Source organism: Mesorhizobium sp. B2-4-2 (genome assembly GCF_006442845.1).
Classification (GTDB): Bacteria; Pseudomonadota; Alphaproteobacteria; order Rhizobiales; family Rhizobiaceae; genus Mesorhizobium.
Window position 1 is genome coordinate 135,441 of the sequence record NZ_VFVM01000005.1, and the last position, 17,159, is coordinate 152,599.

The window sequence follows — 17,159 nt, forward strand, 5'->3', positions numbered from 1 at the left end:
CAGCGACATTCGATTCAGGTCAATGATTTCGCGGACAACCGATCATTGATGTCAGCGTCGCCCCTCATGAGCGGGCGGCGCGAACCTCGAAGGGAAGCAACCGGCCTGGAGCGTTGCCTGCCAATTCTGCAATGAATCACGCCGCCTCCAGCGCCGCCCTCACCGCAGCAATCGCGTCGTCGGCCTTCGAGGCATCGGGGCCACCGGCCTGCGCCATGTCGGGCCGGCCGCCGCCGCCCTGCCCGCCGAGTACTGCGGAGGCGACGCGCACCAGGTCGACGGCGCTGAAGCGGCCGACGAGATCATCGGTGACAGCGACCACGACGCTCGCCTTGTTGTCCTCGCCCGCACCGACAAACACGACCACGCCGGAGCCGAGCGAGCTTTTGCCGGCATCGGCGAGCGGCTTCAGATCCTTCGGCGAGACACCGGAAACCGACTTGCCGAGGAAGCCGACGCCCGCGACGGTCTCGTTGGCGGCCGGCGCGTCAGCGGGCGACCCGCCGCCCAGCGCCAGCTTCTTGCGCGCTTCGGTGAGCTCCTTCTCGAGCTTCTTGCGCTCTTCGAGCAGGGCTTCAACACGCGCCGGCACGTCGGCCGGCGAGATTTTCAGTGTTGCGGCGGCCGCCTTCAGCCGCCGGTCCTGTTCATCGAGATGCTTGCGCGCGGCCTCGCCCGTCAGCGCCTCGATACGGCGCACGCCTGAGGCGACGGCGCTGTCGGACACGACGCGCACCAGGCCGATGTCACCGGTTGCCCTGACATGCGTGCCGCCGCAAAGCTCGACCGAATAAGGACGGTTGGCCTTGGCGCCATGCAGGCCCGTGCCCATCGACACGACGCGCACCTCGTCGCCGTATTTCTCGCCGAACAGCGCCATGGCGCCTTCGGCGATGGCATCGTCGACCGACATCAGGCGCGTGGTCACCGGGCTGTTCTGCACCACGATCTCGTTGGCCATGCGCTCGACCTCCTCGAGTTCCGAGGGCGAAATGGGCTTGTTGTGCGAGATGTCGAAGCGCAGGCGCTCGGGCGCGACCAGCGAGCCCTTCTGCGCGACATGGGTGCCCAGCACCTCGCGCAGCGCCTCATGGATCAGATGCGTCGCGGAATGGTTCGCGCGGAGCCTGGAGCGCCTCGCATGGTCAACCTTCAGCTCGACGGCGGCACCCGTCCTGGCAGTGCCGCTGACCACCTTGCCGAGATGCACGAACAGCCCGTCGGCCTTCTTCTGCGTATCGGAAATCTCGATCGAGAAGCCTTCGCCTGAAATGGTTCCGGTGTCGCCCATCTGGCCGCCGGATTCGGCATAGAACGGCGTCTGGTTGACGACCACGGCTACCGCTTCGCCCTTGCCCGCGCTGTCGACGGTCTTGCCGTCGCGGACAACCGCCTGGATGATGCCTTCCGCCTGCTCGGTCTCGTAGCCGAGGAATTCGGTGGCACCGACTTTTTCGCGCACCGGGAACCAGACCGCTTCGGTCGCCGCCTCGCCGGAGCCCGCCCAGTGCTTACGCGCCTCTGCCTTCTGCTGCTCCATCGCACTGGTGAAGCCGGCAAGATCGACCGAGATGTTGCGCTGGCGCAGCGCATCCTGCGTCAGGTCGAGCGGGAAGCCATAGGTGTCGTAAAGCTTGAAGGCCGTCTCGCCGTCCAGCATGTCGCCGGCGCCGAGCTTTTCCGTCGCCTCCGACAGCAAACCGAGGCCACGCACCAGTGTCTTGCGGAACCTGGTCTCCTCAAGCTTCAGCGTCTCGGTGATCAGCTGTTCGCCGCGCACCAGTTCCGGATAGGCCTGACCCATCTCGCGAACCAGCGCCGGCACCAGCTGCCACACCAGCGGCTCGTTCGCACCGAGCAATTGCGCATGCCGCATGGCGCGGCGCATGATGCGGCGCAGCACATAGCCGCGGCCTTCGTTCGATGGCAGCACGCCGTCTGCGACCAGGAACGAGGACGAGCGCAGGTGATCGGCTATGACGCGATAGGATGCGACGGTCTCGGCGTCGGGACCGCGGCCGAGCGCGGACGACGCCGCATCGATCAGATGGCGGAACAGGTCGGTCTCAAACACGCTTTCCACGCCTTGCAGGATGGAGGCCATGCGCTCCAGCCCCATGCCGGTGTCGATCGACGGGCGCGGCAGGTCAATGCGCTCGTCCTTCGTCACTTGCTCGTACTGCATGAACACCAGGTTCCAGAATTCCAGGAACCGGTCGCCATCCTCCTCCGGGGTGCCGGGCGGACCGCCCCAGATGTGCTCGCCGCGATCGATGAAAATTTCCGAGCATGGCCCGCACGGCCCGGTGTCGCCCATCGCCCAGAAATTGTCGGAGGTTGGGATGCGGATGATGCGATCATCGGAAAAGCCGGCGATCTTCTTCCAGAAGCCGGCCGCCTCGTCGTCGGTGTGGTAGACGGTGACGAGCAGCTTGTCCTTCTTAAGCCCGAACTCCCTGGTAATGAGGTTCCAGGCCAACTCGATGGCGCGCTCCTTGAAATAGTCGCCGAAGGAGAAATTGCCGAGCATCTCGAAGAAGGTCAGGTGGCGCGCGGTGTAGCCGACATTGTCGAGGTCGTTGTGCTTGCCGCCGGCGCGAACGCTTTTCTGGGCGGTCGTGGCACGCGAATAGGGCCGCTTCTCCAGGCCGGTGAAGACGTTCTTGAACTGCACCATGCCGGCATTGGTGAACATCAGCGTCGGATCGTTGCGCGGTACAAGCGGGCTCGACGCCACGACCTCGTGACCCTCCTTGCGGAAATAGTCGAGAAATGTCGACCGGATCTCGTTCACGCCACTCATGAATGCTGCCTTTTCGAGAGAGCCGCCGGCCGGACCGGCGGAAAATGGGCTCTGCTTTAGAAGATGGAGCTGGCCTTTTAGCCGCCGCTTGGCACCCTGTCCAGAAACACGCAAGCCGGCCAATTCGCGGTTCACCAGCCACCCAAAACGCAAACCGCCGGCACGGGGCCGGCGGTTCGAAACGCAATACTACAGAACTCGATTACATAAGCTCAAATTGATGAACCGGGATTATGGCCGAACTCGGGCCATAAACCGAACGCTAGATCGCGCCGGCGAACGCTTGAATTGCGCCGGCGAACGCTTACATCGCGCCGGCTTCATCCTCGAACCCATCATCGCCACCTTCGGAGCCGCCATTCTCAAGGAATTTCTCGGCGATCAGTCCGGCGTTCTGCCTGAGCGCAAGTTCGATCTCGCGCGCCGTATCGGGATTGTCGCGCAGGAACAGCTTCGCGTTCTCGCGGCCCTGGCCGAGACGCTGCGAATTGTAGGAGAACCAGGCGCCCGACTTCTCGACCACGCCGGCCTTGACGCCGAGATCGACCAGCTCGCCTGTCTTCGACACGCCTTCGCCGTACATGATGTCGAACTCGACCACCTTGAAGGGCGGCGCCAGCTTGTTCTTGACCACCTTGACGCGGGTCTGGTTGCCGACGACCTCGTCGCGGTCCTTGACCGAGCCGATGCGGCGGATATCGAGACGCACCGAGGCGTAAAATTTCAGCGCATTGCCGCCGGTGGTGGTTTCGGGCGAGCCGAACATGACGCCGATCTTCATGCGGATCTGGTTGATGAAGATGACCATGGTGTTGGAGCGCGAGATCGAGGCGGTCAGCTTGCGCAGCGCCTGGCTCATCAGGCGGGCCTGCAGGCCGGGCAGCGAATCGCCCATCTCGCCCTCGATTTCGGCGCGCGGCGTCAGCGCCGCGACCGAATCGACCACCAGCACATCGATGGCGCCGGAGCGCACCAGCGTATCGCAGATCTCAAGCGCCTGCTCGCCAGTGTCAGGCTGCGAGATCAGGAGGTTTTCGAGATCGACGCCGAGCTTGCGGGCATAGACCGGATCGAGCGCATGCTCGGCATCGACGAAGGCGCAGATGCCGCCCTTCTTCTGGGCTTCCGCCACCGTGTGCAGCGCCAGCGTCGTCTTACCCGAGCTTTCCGGCCCGTAGATCTCGATGATGCGGCCGCGCGGCAGGCCGCCGACGCCAAGCGCGATGTCGAGGCCGAGCGAGCCGGTCGGCACGGTTTCGATCTCGACGACCTGCTCGTTCGCGCCGAGCCGCATGATCGAGCCCTTGCCGAAAGCCCGCTCGATTTGCGACAGCGCCGCATCCAGAGCCTTTGATTTGTCCACTGCCTTATCCTCTACAAGCCGCAAGCTGTTCTGAGCCATGATACATCACCCCGTAGTCGTCAATGAAGGCCGGACAATCCGTAATCCTTGGTTATTTGTACCTTTTTTGTTCTCATTTGGCAAGAGGGATCAAGCATTTGAAAAATAAGCAACATCCTGATTTGTTCTTTTTTTGTCTCACGATTCGGCTCCAGCATGACCCGAATATTAGGCCAGGCTGGTTCGCCGTGCCGGCCTCACGAATCGCTGGTTGTTGCCTGCGAAGCTCCGTCGCACAGCATGGCGCTTGTGCGTGACCGCCAACAAAGGTCATATCGGCGCATGGTGAGATCTCCAAGAGTCCTGGCGGTGGGCGGCGCCCATATCGACAGGCGCGGCCAGGTGTCCGGCGCTTACGTGCCGGCTGCCTCCAACCCGGGCACGATGCGCGAGGACGTTGGCGGCGGCGTCTTCAACGCATTGCGCAGCACGGTGCGGCGAGGCGTCTCGGGCTCGTTGCTGTCGGTGCGCGGCGGCGATGCCGCCGCCGACACGGTTTCGCGCGCCATCGCCGAAGCAGGCATTGCCGACCTGTCCGCGGTGTTCCTCGACCGCACGACGCCGAGCTATACGGCGCTGATCGACCGCGAGGGCGAACTGCTCGTCGGCTTTGCCGACATGGCGCTTTATGAGCTGGCATTTGCAAAGCAGATCCGCCGCTCCAGGGTGCGGGAGGAGATCGCCGCCGCCGATGCCGTCCTGTGCGACGCCAACCTGCCATCGGCGGCTCTGGAGCGGCTGGTGTCGCTTGCCGCCGGCAAGCCCGTGTTCGCCATTGCCATTTCACCGGCCAAGGTCGTGCGCTTGACACCGGTGCTCGGCGGCCTGGCCGTCGCCTTCATGAACAGGCGCGAGGCGGTGGCGCTTGCCGGACTTGACGATGCCGCCTCTCAAAAAACTATCCTCGACGGGCTGAGAAGCGCCGGCCTCGACAGCGCGGTGGTCACGGCGGGCGGCGGCCCGGTGCTGGGCTTCGACCGCGACGGCAGCTTTGCCGTCGTCCCGCCCCCTCCAAGAAAGGTCGTGGACGTCACCGGCGCCGGCGATGCGCTTGCCGGCGCGACGGTCGCCGCCCTACTGCGCGGCATGCCCTTGCGCGCGGCGCTGCGCGAGGGCGTCGCCGCCGCGACGCTGGCTATTGAAAGCGCGGGCGCCGTTCCCGATTTCACCACGGCGACTTTCGCGCAAGCGCTGGCTCTTGTGCCCGAAGAGCAGGAAATGGCATGAGACCGGCATCCGAAAGGATGCGCCGCACTTCGGATTGGAGATCCAGATGACCCCAGACACCGCCCGCCCCTTCATCGATGTCCACGCGCCGGTGGCGCAAGCCTTGGCCGCCGGGAAGCCCGTGGTTGCGCTGGAAAGCACCATCATAACCCATGGCATGCCCTACCCCGACAATGGCGCCATGGCGGCCGACGTGGAAAGGATCATTGCGAACGGCGGCGCGGTGCCGGCGACGATCGCCGTGGTGGCGGGCCGCATCAAGATCGGCCTCTCCGACGGAGAACGCGAATCGCTCGCCATGACCGGCGACGCCATGAAGCTCTCTCGCGCCGATCTCGGCTTCGCCGTCGCGCAAGGGCGCACCGGCGGCACCACGGTTGCCGCCACAATGATCGCCGCGCATATGGTTGGGATAAAGGTGTTCGCCACCGGCGGCATCGGCGGCGTGCACAAGGGCGCCGAAAAAAGCTTCGACATTTCGGCTGATCTCGATGAGCTGGCGCGCACGCCCGTCATCGTCGTCTCGGCTGGGGCCAAGGCCATCCTCGACATTGAAAAGACGCTGGAGGTGCTGGAGACCCGCGGCGTGCCCGTGATCGGCCATGGCTGCGAGACCATGCCGGCCTTCTGGTCGCGGCAGTCGCCGTTCCGCGCGCCGCTGACCTTGCACGCGCCGGAAGAGATCGCGCATTTTTACAAGACGCGACAGGCGCTGGGCCTGAGCGGCGGCATGCTGATCGCCAATCCGGTGCCGGAGGATCACGAAATCCCGGCCGGCGAGATGGCCGGCTACATCGAGGCCGCCCAGAAGGCCGCCGAGGCGCTCAACGTTACCGGCAAGGCGGTGACGCCGTTCCTGCTCTCCAAAATCCTCGAACTCACCGGCGGCCGGAGCCTGAAGACCAACATCGCGCTGGTCGAAAACAATGCTCGGCTGGCAGCGCGGATTGCCGGGGCGCTGTAGGCCGATGTCGACGGGACGGCACCCCCCTCTGTCCTGCCGGACATCTCCTCCGATAGGGGGGAGATCAGACGTCACACCGGCTTTCGCCAATTTTCAACGTTGAAGAAGCAGGCCGACAGCCGGCAGGCCGGAGGGGGGGTGAAGGAACTCGACGGCTGCGCTTCACTTCCCCGCCCTTCGCCCCGCCTCATAGGCCCGCCGCGCCCAGACCGCCATCTCGTCGGGGTCGTCGAAGGCACTGTCGGGAATGCTCCAATAGGGCATCGCCACCAGCTTGCCGTGCCGGGACCCGGTGTAGGTCCACTGCGTGCAGCCGGCGGCCTCGAAGTCGGGCGCGCTTTGCTCGTCCGCTTTCAGCATCAATTCGCCGCGCAACACGATGGCAACGATGACGCCGTCGGCATAGATGCCCTTGCCGCCGAACAGTTTGCGGATGCTGACCGGGCCCAGGCTCTGGAAGAGTTCTTCTATGCGTTCATTGTCCATGCGCGGATCATGTCACCGCGATCCGGCCTTGTCATCGCCGCAACCAAAACCATGCTGACAGGTTGAAAGGGGATCGACCGGAGTTTCCCGTCATGCCTGTCCTGCTCAAAGGCTCCTGCCGCTGCAATGCCGTTCGTTTCGAGGTGGAAAGCCACACGCCCGTGCCGTTCATGCTGTGCTACTGCTCGATCTGCCGCAAGCAGCAGGGCGGCGGCGGTTTTGCCATCAATCTCGGCGCCGACTACGAGACGATGACCATCCGCGGCAAGAGGAGCCTCGGCGTCTATCGGGCCGAGATCGAGGACGACGAACATCCGCATTGCGAGATCTCGACCGGAGAGCGCAATTTCTGCCGCAAATGCGGATCTGCGCTGTGGCTCTACGACCCGACCTGGCCGGAACTCGTCCATCCCTTCGCCTCGGCGATCGACAGCGACCTGCCGAAACCGCCAAGCAAGGTGCATCTGATGCTGAAATACAAGGCCAACTGGGTCGAGCCCGATGTCGGGCCGAGCGACAAGGTGTTCGACGTCTATCCCGAGGAATCGATCGCCGACTGGCATAAGCGGACCGGGACGTGGGTGGAGTGAGTGTCTTCGCTGCGTTCTAAGGGAGGTGAGGAGTGGTCTGCGCAGCAGGCGGGAAGCCAATTGCGCGGCTTTTCGAATGACGAACGCCGGCAGCGGGGCTATCGCTGCCCCTCATCCGGCCCTGGGGGACACCTTCTCCCCGTAAACGGGACGAAGGAAGGTCAGGCGGAGGCGCGTGCTTCTGCCAGCGCCTTGAGGTCGGCCGGCTTCAGTTCGACGGATTCGCCGCAGCCGCAGGCCGAGCTCTGGTTCGGGTTGCGGAAGGTGAAGCCGGTGCGCAGCGTCGTCTGCTCGAAATCCATCTCGGTGCCGAACAGGAAAAGTGCTGCTTCCGGCGCGACATAGACATGGGCGCCGTCGCGCTCGATGTGGTCGTCCTTGGTATTGGGTTCGGTCACCAGGTCAACCGTGTATTCCATGCCGGCGCAACCGCCCTTCTTGATACCGAGGCGAATGCCATGCGCATTCTCACGCGTGGCAACGATCTCGCGCACCCGGTCGGCGGCCTTTTCGGTCATCGTGATGACGGCAAAGCGTCCCATCTTTTTCCTTCTCCATTCCATGCAGGTTCAAGGCCTGCCGAATGATTCCTCACCTAAAATGGTGAAGTTTTACCACTGGCGCAAGTGTGCCGGACTCGACGTCAGTACCAGCCCACCGCCACCTGCGCCTCTTCCGACATGCGATCGGGCGACCAGGGCGGGTCGAATGTCATGTTGACCTCGACGCCCGACACGCCTTCGACGGCGCCGACGGCGTTCTCAACCCAGCCCGGCATCTCGCCGGCCACCGGGCAGCCGGGCGCGGTCAGCGTCATGTCGATCTTGACTGAGCGGTCGTCCTCGATGTCGATCTTGTAGACGAGGCCAAGCTCGTAGATATCGGCCGGGATTTCCGGGTCGTAGACCGTCTTCAGCGCCGAAACGATGTCGTCGGTCAGCCGCGCCAGTTCGTCGGCGGGAATGGCGGACGCGGAAACCACCGCATTGGCGGCCGCGTCGGGAACAGCATCGGTGGCTGTGCTGGCATCTTCCATTATCGTCACCCGAAAAACTTGCGCGCTTTTTCCAACGCATCAGCCAAAGCATCGACTTCGGCTCGCGTATTATACATGCCGAACGATGCCCTGCATGTGGAGGTTACGCCGAAGCGTTTCAACAGGGGCTGGGCGCAATGGGTGCCCGCGCGCACAGCCACGCCTTGCCGGTCGATCACCATCGACACGTCATGGGCATGAATGCCTTGCAGCTCGAACGAGATGATGGCGCCCTTGCCGGGCGCGTCGCCGAAGATGCGCAGCGAGTTGATGGCGCGCAGCCGCTCGTGCGCATAGTCCTTCAAATCGGCCTCGTGCGCGGCGATGCGCTCGCGGCCGATCTTTTCCATGTAATCGAGCGCGGCGCCGAGCCCGATCGCCTGGACGATCGGCGGCGTACCGGCCTCGAAGCGGTGCGGCGGGTCGTTGTAGGTGACGATGTCTTCGGTCACCTCCTCGATCATCTCGCCGCCACCCATGAACGGACGCATGCGCTGCAAGATGTCCTTCTTGCCATAGAGCACACCGATGCCGGAGGGACCGTAGACCTTGTGGCCGGTGAAGACGAAGAAATCGCAGTCGAGGTCCTGCACGTCGATGGGCATATGGACAGCGCTCTGGCTGCCGTCGACGAGCACGGGAATGCCGCGCGAATGCGCGATGCGCACGATCTCCTTGATCGGCGTCACCGTGCCCAGCGCGTTCGACATCTGCGTGATAGCGACCAGCTTTGTGCGGTCGGTCAGTCGCTTCTCGAATTCCTCGATGTGGAAGACGCCGAGATCGTCGACCGGCACCCAGACCAGTTTGGCGCCCTGCCGCTCGCGGATGAAATGCCATGGCACGATGTTGGAGTGGTGCTCCATGATCGACAGCACGATCTCGTCGCCCTCGCCGATATTGGGCATGCCATAGCCATAGGCGACCGTGTTGATCGCCGATGTCGTGTTCGAGGTGAAGACGATATTGTCGGTGCTCGGCGCATTGAGGAAGCGGCGAACCGTCTCCCGCGCCTTCTCATAGGCGTCGGTCGCTGCATTGGACAGGAAGTGCAGGCCGCGATGGACGTTGGCGTATTCCTGGGCATAGGCGTGCTGGACCGCGTCGAGCACCGCCTGCGGCTTCTGCGCCGAGGCGCCATTGTCGAGATAGACGAGAGGTTTGCCGTAGACTTCGCGTGACAGAATCGGGAAATCGCGGCGGATCGCCTCGACGTCGTAGGTTTCGACTTTCTGGTCCATCATAAGCTCTCTTGAGGCACCGCCTCATTCCGTGCAACGCCTCTCATCCGTCTCGGCGCTTCGCGCCGATCCACCTTCTCCCACAAGGGGAGAAGGTCAGGCGCTCTTCCTTCTCCCCTTGTGGGAGAAGGTGGCCGCGAAGCGGCCGGATCAGGGGTGTTCGCCGGAGCGAGCCCTATCCACTCATCCATGCGCCGCAAACCAGCCGTCGAGCCTGGTCTCCAGGGCCTCGACGATCACCTCGTCGTCCAGTTCCTCGATCACCTCGGCGATGAAGGCCTTCACCAGCAGACCACGGGCGCTCTTCTCGTCGATGCCGCGCGCCATCAGGTAAAACAGATGGTTGTGGTCGATCTCGGTGACGGTGGCGCCATGACCGCAGACCACGTCGTCGGCGAAGATTTCGAGTTCCGGCTTGGTCGAGAACTCGCCGTCGTCCGACAGAAGCAGCGTGTTGCAAGCCATTTTGGCGTTGGTCTTCTGCGCGTATTGATGGACGTTGATGCGGCCCTGGAAGACGCCACGGGCCTTTCCGGTCACGACATTGCGGATCACTTCCGTCGACGTGGTGTGCGGCACCGCATGATCGAGCACCATGGTGGTGTCCGTGTGGGCGTCGCCGGCCAGCAGGTTGATGCCGCGCAATTGGAAGTCAGCGCCCTCGCCCGTCGTCTTCACCACGACCTCCTGGCGCACGAGCTTGCCGCCGGCGTTCATGACGAACAGCGTCAGCTTCGCATTCTTGCCGATATGAGCCTTGAACTGCGCCAGATGCGTTGCCGTGTCCGGCTGCTCCTGGATGATCAGCCACGTCACCTCGGCGCCTTCGCCGAGCACGAGCTGGCTGACCGAGCTGACAAGGGCCGCGCCCTCGCCGGCCTGGCGTTCGACGATCACAGCCTTGGCGTCGGCGCCGGCGCGCACGGCCAGGCGTACATGCGTCTGGCCGCCGGCCTGCAGGTTTTGCAATTCGATCGGCTTTTCCACTTGGGTGCCATCGGCGATGTCGACGAAATAACCGTCGGCGACGAAAGCCGTGTTCAACGCCCCGATGGCATCGTCGCTGCCGTAGGGATCGAGCCCAGGCGCGATGCTGCCGTCGGTCAGTTTCTCCGACAGGCACTGGACGCTGACGCCTTCGATTGCGGGCGTTTTGGCGCTCGACACGCCGTTGAGAAGCGGCAACACGGTGGAACCTTCAACAACTGGCGCGATGGCTTTGGCCACGGCCGTCGGGTCGAAGTCCGGCACCGCATTCAGCAGCCGCCGCAGGTCGGTGTAGTGCCAGGATTCGATGCGCCGTGTCGGCAGTCCGTGCTTTACCGCCTCGATGGCGTCGTCGCGCTTCAACATCACCGCGCCGTCGCCTGGCAGCAGCGACAACCGTTCGCCGAAAGCGTCGATCAACGCTGTTTCGGCCGGTGTCCGCTGGGGTTGTGTGTGCATGTTCATCAGTCTTGCCTTGCCTTCTGGCATCTCACGCGGCTTCACCGATCACGCCGGCATAGCCATTGGCCTCGAGGTCGAGCGCCAGCGACTTGTCGCCGGACTTGATGACCTGGCCCTTGTAGAGCACGTGCACGGTGTCGGGCACGATGTGTTCGAGCAGCCGCTGATAGTGCGTGATGACGACGATGGCGCGCTCGGGCGAGCGCAACGCGTTGACGCCATCGGAGACGATCTTGAGCGCATCGATGTCGAGCCCGGAATCGGTCTCGTCAAGCACGCAGAGCTTTGGCTCCAAAAGCTTCATCTGCAGAATCTCGGCGCGCTTCTTCTCGCCGCCGGAGAAGCCGACATTGAGCGGCCGCTTGAGCATGTTCATGTCCATGTTGAGCGAGGCTGCGGCATCCTTCACCCGCTTCAGGAATTCGGGGATCTTCAGCGGCTCCTCGCCGCGCGCCTTGCGCTGCTCGTTCATGGCAACCTTCAGGAATTCCATGGTCGCCACGCCCGGTATCTCCATCGGATACTGGAAGGCCAGGAAAATGCCCGAAGTCGCGCGCTCGGCCGGATCCATTTCGAGGATCGACTGGCCGTTGTAGAGGATATCGCCCTCGGTGACCTCGTAGTCCTCGCGGCCGGCGAGGATGTAGGACAGCGTCGACTTGCCCGAGCCATTCGGCCCCATGATCGCGGCGACCTCGCCGGCTTTTACCGAGAGATTCAGGCCGCGGATGATTTCGGTGCCGTCATCGACGATGCGGGCATGCAGGTTCTTGATCTCAAGCATTCTTTTGTTTCCTGAATATCTGTCTGGTCAGCCGACCGAGCCCTCGAGCGAGATCCCGATCAGCTTCTGTGCCTCGACGGCAAATTCCATCGGCAGCTGCTGGATGACGTCCTTGACGAAGCCGTTCACGATGAGCGCGATCGCTTCCTCCTCCGGAATGCCGCGCTGCATGACATAGAATTTCTGGTCCTCGGAAATCTTCGATGTCGTCGCTTCGTGCTCGAACTGCGCGGTCGCGTTCTTGGCTTCCATGTAAGGCACCGTGTGGGCGCCGCACTGGTCGCCGATCAGCAGCGAGTCGCAATTGGTGAAGTTGCGCGCATTGGTCGCCTTGCGATGCGCCGAAACCTGGCCGCGATAAGTGTTCTGCGAAAAACCGGCGGCGATGCCCTTGGAGATGATGCGGCTCGACGTGTTCTTGCCGAGATGGATCATCTTGGTGCCGCTGTCGACCTGTTGGTAGCCGTTCGACACGGCGATCGAATAGAACTCGCCGCTGGAATCGTCGCCGCGCAGGATGCAGCTCGGGTATTTCCACGTGATCGCCGAGCCGGTCTCGACCTGCGTCCACGAGATCTTCGAGCGGTGGCCACGGCAATCGCCGCGCTTGGTAACGAAGTTATAGATGCCGCCCTTGCCCTCGGCGTCGCCGGGGTACCAGTTCTGCACGGTGGAATATTTGATTTCGGCGTCATCGAGCGCCACCAGTTCGACGACTGCGGCATGGAGCTGGTTCTCGTCGCGCTGCGGCGCCGTGCAGCCTTCGAGATAGGAGACGTAGGCCCCCTCCTCGGCGATGATCAGCGTGCGCTCGAACTGGCCGGTGTTCTTCTCGTTCATGCGGAAATAGGTCGACAGTTCCATCGGGCAGCGAACGCCCTTGGGCACGAAGACAAACGAGCCGTCGGTGAAGACGGCCGAATTCAGCGTCGCATAAAAATTATCCGACGTGGGCACGACCGAGCCGAGATATTTCTTCACCAGTTCCGGATGCTCGCGGATGGCTTCCGAGATCGAGCAGAAGATGACGCCCGCCTGCGCCAGTTCCTTCTTGAACGTGGTGACGACGGATACCGAATCGAACACGGCGTCGACGGCGACGCGGCCGGACTTGTAGACGTTGTCGCTGGCATCCTCGAGCTCGGACGCATCGGTCTTCTGCACGCCGGCCAGGATCTCCTGCTCCTTCAGCGGAATGCCGAGTTTCTCGTAGACCTTCAAGATCTCCGGATCGACGTCGCTGAGCGAGCTCGGTCCGGGCGTGCTCTTCGGCGCCGCGTAGTAATAGATGTCCTGGAAATCGATCTTGGGATAGTTGACGCGCGCCCAGGTCGGCTCTTCCAGCGTCAGCCAGCGCCGATAGGCTCCCAGACGCCATTCCAGCATCCAGGACGGTTCGTCCTTCTTCGCCGAAATGAAACGGATGATGTCTTCGCTCAGGCCCTTGGGGGCCTTGTCGACAGCGATTTCGGTCTGGAACCCGTATTTGTATTGGTCGACGTCGATCTTTCGGACCCGATCGATCGTGTCCTGCACAGCAGGCATATGCGTTCTCCATCCACGCCGGGGTCAAGGCCCGACAGTTTTCAAACTATGGCACCGCCGGATAAGCACCCAAGGAGCACCCGCGGCGGCGTAAGTTTCATATAGTGCGCCTCGGCCGGAAATTCACCCGGCCAGCATGAAACGCACGGCTCTACCAGGCCGAAAGGCCCAAATTCGTCCAACCGCTACGCGGCCTTCTCCTTGCCCACCCGACGTGCGGCGATTTCTGCCAACGCCAGGCGGAACGCCTCGACCTCCTGCGCGCCGGTCGCCGCGCCGATCGACACGCGCAACGCACCCAGACTGTCACCGTGACCCATGGCCTTCAGCACATGGCTCGGGCCGACTTTACCCGACGAGCAGGCGGAACCCGCCGACAGCGCCACACCGGCCAGGTCGAAGGCGATCTGTACAGTCTCGGCCTTGACGCCGGGAATAGCGAAGAATGTCGTGTTGGCAAGCCTCGGCGCGCCAGTTCCGAAGATTTCCACGTCCGGTATCAACATTTTAACGATGGCCTCGATCTCGTCGCGACGCCGACGCAGGGCATCGATGGCCTCCAATCCGATGAGAGCCTCCCGCGCCGCCGCGCCAAATCCCGCAATGCCGGGCAGGTTCTCGGTGCCGCCGCGATGGCCCTTTTCCTGGCCACCGCCGTTGATGAGCGGCTTCGGCATCATCAGATCGGCAGCGGCGACGATGGCGCCGACGCCCTTGGGGCCGCCAATCTTGTGCGACGACAGTATCAGATAGTCGGCGTAACCCGCCGAAATGTCGATCGAAATGCGCCCTGCCGCCTGAACCGCGTCTACGACGAGGACACCGTCGACCGCCTTTACGATTTCGGCGATACGATCGACCGGCTGGATGACACCAGTCTCATTGTTGGCGGCATGGATTGCCACCAGCGGCAGGCCGGCGGCCTTATCGTGCGCGGCAAGCGCGTTTGCCATTGCTTCGAGGTCGACAATTCCATTGGCGTCGACGCCGATCCGCGTCACCTGCGAGGCCGGGAAGGACCCGCCGTTCAACAGGCAGGGGTGGTCGGCTTCGCAGACATAGAGATGGCTCATGCGGATGGTCCCGCGCCCCATCCGCCAATCGGGCGTCAGCAGCGTCGAGGCGGCTTCCGTGGCGCCTGACGTGAACACGACATGCCCAGCCTTGGCCTTCACCAATTCCGCCACATCACGCCTTGCAGTTTCGATCAGGCGACGCGCCGCACGCCCTTCGGCATGGACCGATGATGGGTTGGCGGCCACATCGAGCGCCGCGACCATAGCCTCGCGTGCCGCTGCAAGCAGGGGCGCACTGGCATTGTAGTCGAGATAGGCGCGCATTCCGGCCATTTTCTTCCAGTTGGTCCCGTCAGAAGCCATTCCACCGAGATATCGCGTTATTTCCTTGAAATTCCAAGGCAAGCCGTCCTATTTACGCGGCTTGCGGCGCGGGCAGCCGGACGATTGCGTTCCGGCCACCCAGTTTTGAACAATTCTAAACTAGCTTCTATGAAGACGCTCGCCCTGCGTCAAGGCCAGAGGAAGGTTCTCCGGGCGCCGCGCATTCTTATTACCCAAGTTGGAGTATTTCATGCCTGAGGTCATTTTCACCGGTCCGGCCGGCCGTCTGGAGGGTCGATACCAGCCCTCGAAGGAAAAGAGCGCGCCGATTGCCATTGTCTTGCATCCGCACCCGCAATTCGGCGGGACGATGAACAACAAAATCGTCTACGACCTCTTCTACATGTTCCAGAAGCGCGACTTCACCACGCTGCGCTTCAATTTCCGCGGCATCGGGCGCAGCCAGGGCGAATTCGATCACGGTACCGGCGAATTGTCGGATGCGGCCGCCGCACTCGACTGGGTGCAGTCGCTGCATCCGGATTCCAAGAGTTGCTGGGTTGCCGGCTATTCGTTCGGCTCGTGGATCGGCATGCAGCTTTTGATGCGCCGGCCCGAGATCGAAGGCTTCATCTCGGTCGCGCCGCAACCCAACACCTACGACTTTTCCTTCCTGGCTCCCTGCCCCTCCTCGGGCCTGATCATCCATGGCGACGCCGACAAGGTGGCGCCGCCGAAGGACGTGCAAGGCCTGGTCGACAAACTGCACACGCAAAAGGGCATCACCATCACGCAGAAGACATTGCCCGGCGCCAATCATTTCTTCGCCAACGATGCCGAACTGCTGATCGAGGAATGCGCGGATTATCTCGATCGCCGGCTGGCCGGCGAATTGTCGGATCCGCGCCCGAAGCGGCTGCGCTAAAGGACGGATGATCGCGATGTACCAGCCTCCTCATTTCCAGGAAACACGGCCGGAGGTGCTGCACGGGCTGATCCGGGCACATCCGCTCGGCCTCTTGGTTTCCAGCGGACCCGAAGGGCCGGTCGCCGACGCCATTCCGTTCCTGATCGACGCCGATGTCGGGCCAAACGGCAGGCTGCGCGCACATCTGGCCAAAGCCAATCCGCAATGGCGGCTTATCGCCGACAATCCGGCCTCGACGGTGCTGATCGTCTTCCAGGGCACCGACGCCTATGTGACGCCGTCCTGGTACGAGACCAAGCGCGAGACCGGCAAGGTGGTGCCGACCTGGAACTATGCCATCGTGCAGGTGCGCGGCATCGCGAAGGTGATCGACGATCAGGACTGGCTGGCGCGGCAGATCGCCGACCTGACGGCTTCGCAGGAAGGCACGCGTGAGGCGCCATGGGCGGTAACGGATGCACCTGCCCCGTTCATCCAGTCGCAGATCAAGGGCATCATCGGGCTGGAGATCGAGATCGGCGAAATCCATGGCAAATGGAAGGTCAGCCAGAACCGTCCCGTCGCGGACCGCGCAGGCGTTGCGCACGGGCTTGAAAGCGAGACGGCCAATTCGTCCGACATGGTGAACCTGGTAAGGTCCTATGGCGGACTGAACGGCGACTAAATCCCAGGCTCGATGGATCAGACGGCCGTTCGGCTTGTTCGACCGATCAGCCGAAACGTCTGCTTGCGCACCGGCAATCCCGATCGTGTCGGGCTGAAGATGAAGCCGAGCCGGGCAAAGGCCAGTCCGCAAACCAGCGCGAAGGCAAAGCCAAGACCAAAGCCGGCGACGGTATCACTCGGATAATGCGCGCCGACGAAGACCCGCGTCGAGGCGATGCAGGCCGTGATCGGCAAGGCGATGTACCAGCGCCGCGGGAACAAAAGCAGCAGGATGCCGAACACGGCCCCCATGGTCGTGGCGTGACCGGACGGGAAACCGGCAAAGCGCGCATCGAAGGCGAAGGGACGCAGCGAGAGCACGCCGAGATCCTGAAAATAGAGCGGACGCGCCCGGCCGACCGCATATTTCAGGACATTGACCAGCAGGCCGGACAGACCGACGGCGCTCAGCGTAAGGAACGCCAGGCAGGTCCAGTTGTAGACGAGCATCAATGACCGCCGCGACAGGCTTCGCCAGTCCGTCAGATTGGCCCCTATGAGCAAGAGTGCCGGAGGGATGAGATACCAGCCGCCCAGGCCGAACTGCGTCAGGAACTCGGCAAGCCGGCCGAAGCCCGCCGACCACCGGCCGTGCAGCAGTCCCGCCGGGGTGTCGAGGCCGACGAATGCCGCTGCCGTCAGCAAAATCCAGGTTGAGA

16 protein-coding genes are annotated in these 17,159 nt (G+C 63.3%); 5 read left to right on the forward strand and 11 right to left on the reverse strand.

Annotation, left to right across the window (positions count from 1 at the left end; all coding sequences use genetic code 11):
- Nucleotides 1-136 precede the first annotated feature (136 nt).
- Both alaS and recA read right to left on the reverse strand, forming a co-directional pair.
- Complete coding sequence (gene alaS / locus FJ942_RS13735) at nucleotides 137-2,803, reverse strand: alanine--tRNA ligase (protein WP_140673334.1); 2,667 nt, start codon at nucleotides 2,801-2,803, stop codon at nucleotides 137-139.
- 304 nt (nucleotides 2,804-3,107) lie between these two features.
- Complete coding sequence (recA, locus tag FJ942_RS13740) at nucleotides 3,108-4,205, reverse strand: recombinase RecA (RefSeq protein ID WP_010909075.1); 1,098 nt, start codon at nucleotides 4,203-4,205, stop codon at nucleotides 3,108-3,110.
- A 282-nt stretch (nucleotides 4,206-4,487) separates the two neighbouring features.
- Here recA and FJ942_RS13745 point away from each other — a divergent pair, with 282 nt between their 5' ends.
- On the forward strand, nucleotides 4,488-5,432 hold the full coding sequence (locus FJ942_RS13745) for a carbohydrate kinase family protein (protein WP_140560979.1): 945 nt from the start codon (nucleotides 4,488-4,490) through the stop codon (nucleotides 5,430-5,432).
- A 46-nt stretch (nucleotides 5,433-5,478) separates the two neighbouring features.
- A complete protein-coding gene (locus FJ942_RS13750; protein WP_140625566.1) occupies nucleotides 5,479-6,396 on the forward strand; it encodes a pseudouridine-5'-phosphate glycosidase in 918 nt (305 codons plus the stop codon).
- 162 nt (nucleotides 6,397-6,558) lie between these two features.
- On the opposite strand, the gene FJ942_RS13755 is transcribed toward FJ942_RS13750, so the two are convergent.
- Nucleotides 6,559-6,882, reverse strand: a complete 324-nt coding sequence (locus FJ942_RS13755; RefSeq protein WP_140522038.1) for a TfoX/Sxy family protein — start codon at nucleotides 6,880-6,882, stop codon at nucleotides 6,559-6,561.
- Nucleotides 6,883-6,974: 92 nt separating this feature from the next.
- On the opposite strand from FJ942_RS13755, the gene FJ942_RS13760 reads away from it, so the two are divergent.
- Nucleotides 6,975-7,472 carry a GFA family protein gene (locus FJ942_RS13760; RefSeq protein WP_140560977.1) on the forward strand — a complete coding sequence of 166 codons (498 nt, stop codon included), beginning with the start codon at nucleotides 6,975-6,977 and terminating at the stop codon, nucleotides 7,470-7,472.
- Nucleotides 7,473-7,633: 161 nt separating this feature from the next.
- On the opposite strand, the gene sufA is transcribed toward FJ942_RS13760, so the two are convergent.
- The 7 genes from sufA to FJ942_RS13795 form a co-directional block, all read right to left on the reverse strand.
- Nucleotides 7,634-8,014, reverse strand: a complete 381-nt coding sequence (sufA, locus tag FJ942_RS13765) for a Fe-S cluster assembly scaffold SufA (RefSeq protein WP_006206001.1) — start codon at nucleotides 8,012-8,014, stop codon at nucleotides 7,634-7,636.
- Between the two features lie 101 nt (nucleotides 8,015-8,115).
- Nucleotides 8,116-8,508 carry an SUF system Fe-S cluster assembly protein gene (locus tag FJ942_RS13770; protein WP_140493873.1) on the reverse strand — a complete coding sequence of 131 codons (393 nt, stop codon included), beginning with the start codon at nucleotides 8,506-8,508 and terminating at the stop codon, nucleotides 8,116-8,118.
- A 5-nt stretch (nucleotides 8,509-8,513) separates the two neighbouring features.
- On the reverse strand, nucleotides 8,514-9,749 hold the full coding sequence (locus FJ942_RS13775; protein ID WP_140494998.1) for a cysteine desulfurase: 1,236 nt from the start codon (nucleotides 9,747-9,749) through the stop codon (nucleotides 8,514-8,516).
- A gap of 183 nt (nucleotides 9,750-9,932) precedes the next feature.
- Nucleotides 9,933-11,201 (reverse strand): Fe-S cluster assembly protein SufD, encoded by a 1,269-nt coding sequence (gene sufD, locus FJ942_RS13780; RefSeq protein WP_140515796.1) that lies wholly within the window; start codon nucleotides 11,199-11,201, stop codon nucleotides 9,933-9,935.
- Between the two features lie 25 nt (nucleotides 11,202-11,226).
- Nucleotides 11,227-11,982 carry a Fe-S cluster assembly ATPase SufC gene (gene sufC, locus FJ942_RS13785; RefSeq protein ID WP_140564708.1) on the reverse strand — a complete coding sequence of 252 codons (756 nt, stop codon included), beginning with the start codon at nucleotides 11,980-11,982 and terminating at the stop codon, nucleotides 11,227-11,229.
- Nucleotides 11,983-12,009: 27 nt separating this feature from the next.
- The gene (sufB, locus tag FJ942_RS13790) at nucleotides 12,010-13,527 is read right to left on the reverse strand and encodes a Fe-S cluster assembly protein SufB (protein ID WP_140564709.1); all 1,518 of its coding nucleotides are present in this window, start codon (nucleotides 13,525-13,527) and stop codon (nucleotides 12,010-12,012) included.
- A 185-nt stretch (nucleotides 13,528-13,712) separates the two neighbouring features.
- Entirely contained in the window at nucleotides 13,713-14,876 is a 1,164-nt protein-coding gene (locus tag FJ942_RS13795; protein ID WP_140564711.1) for a cysteine desulfurase family protein, read from the reverse strand.
- A 241-nt stretch (nucleotides 14,877-15,117) separates the two neighbouring features.
- On the opposite strand from FJ942_RS13795, the gene FJ942_RS13800 reads away from it, so the two are divergent.
- Both FJ942_RS13800 and FJ942_RS13805 read left to right on the forward strand, forming a co-directional pair.
- A complete protein-coding gene (locus FJ942_RS13800; protein ID WP_140493883.1) occupies nucleotides 15,118-15,792 on the forward strand; it encodes an alpha/beta hydrolase in 675 nt (224 codons plus the stop codon).
- Nucleotides 15,793-15,808: 16 nt separating this feature from the next.
- Nucleotides 15,809-16,459, forward strand: coding sequence for an FMN-binding negative transcriptional regulator (locus FJ942_RS13805; RefSeq protein WP_140897957.1), 651 nt, complete (start codon nucleotides 15,809-15,811; stop codon nucleotides 16,457-16,459).
- Between the two features lie 17 nt (nucleotides 16,460-16,476).
- Here the strand turns inward: FJ942_RS13805 and FJ942_RS13810 are convergent, their stop codons facing one another.
- Complete coding sequence (locus tag FJ942_RS13810; RefSeq protein WP_224619385.1) at nucleotides 16,477-17,145, reverse strand: phosphatase PAP2 family protein; 669 nt, start codon at nucleotides 17,143-17,145, stop codon at nucleotides 16,477-16,479.
- Nucleotides 17,146-17,159 lie beyond the last annotated feature (14 nt).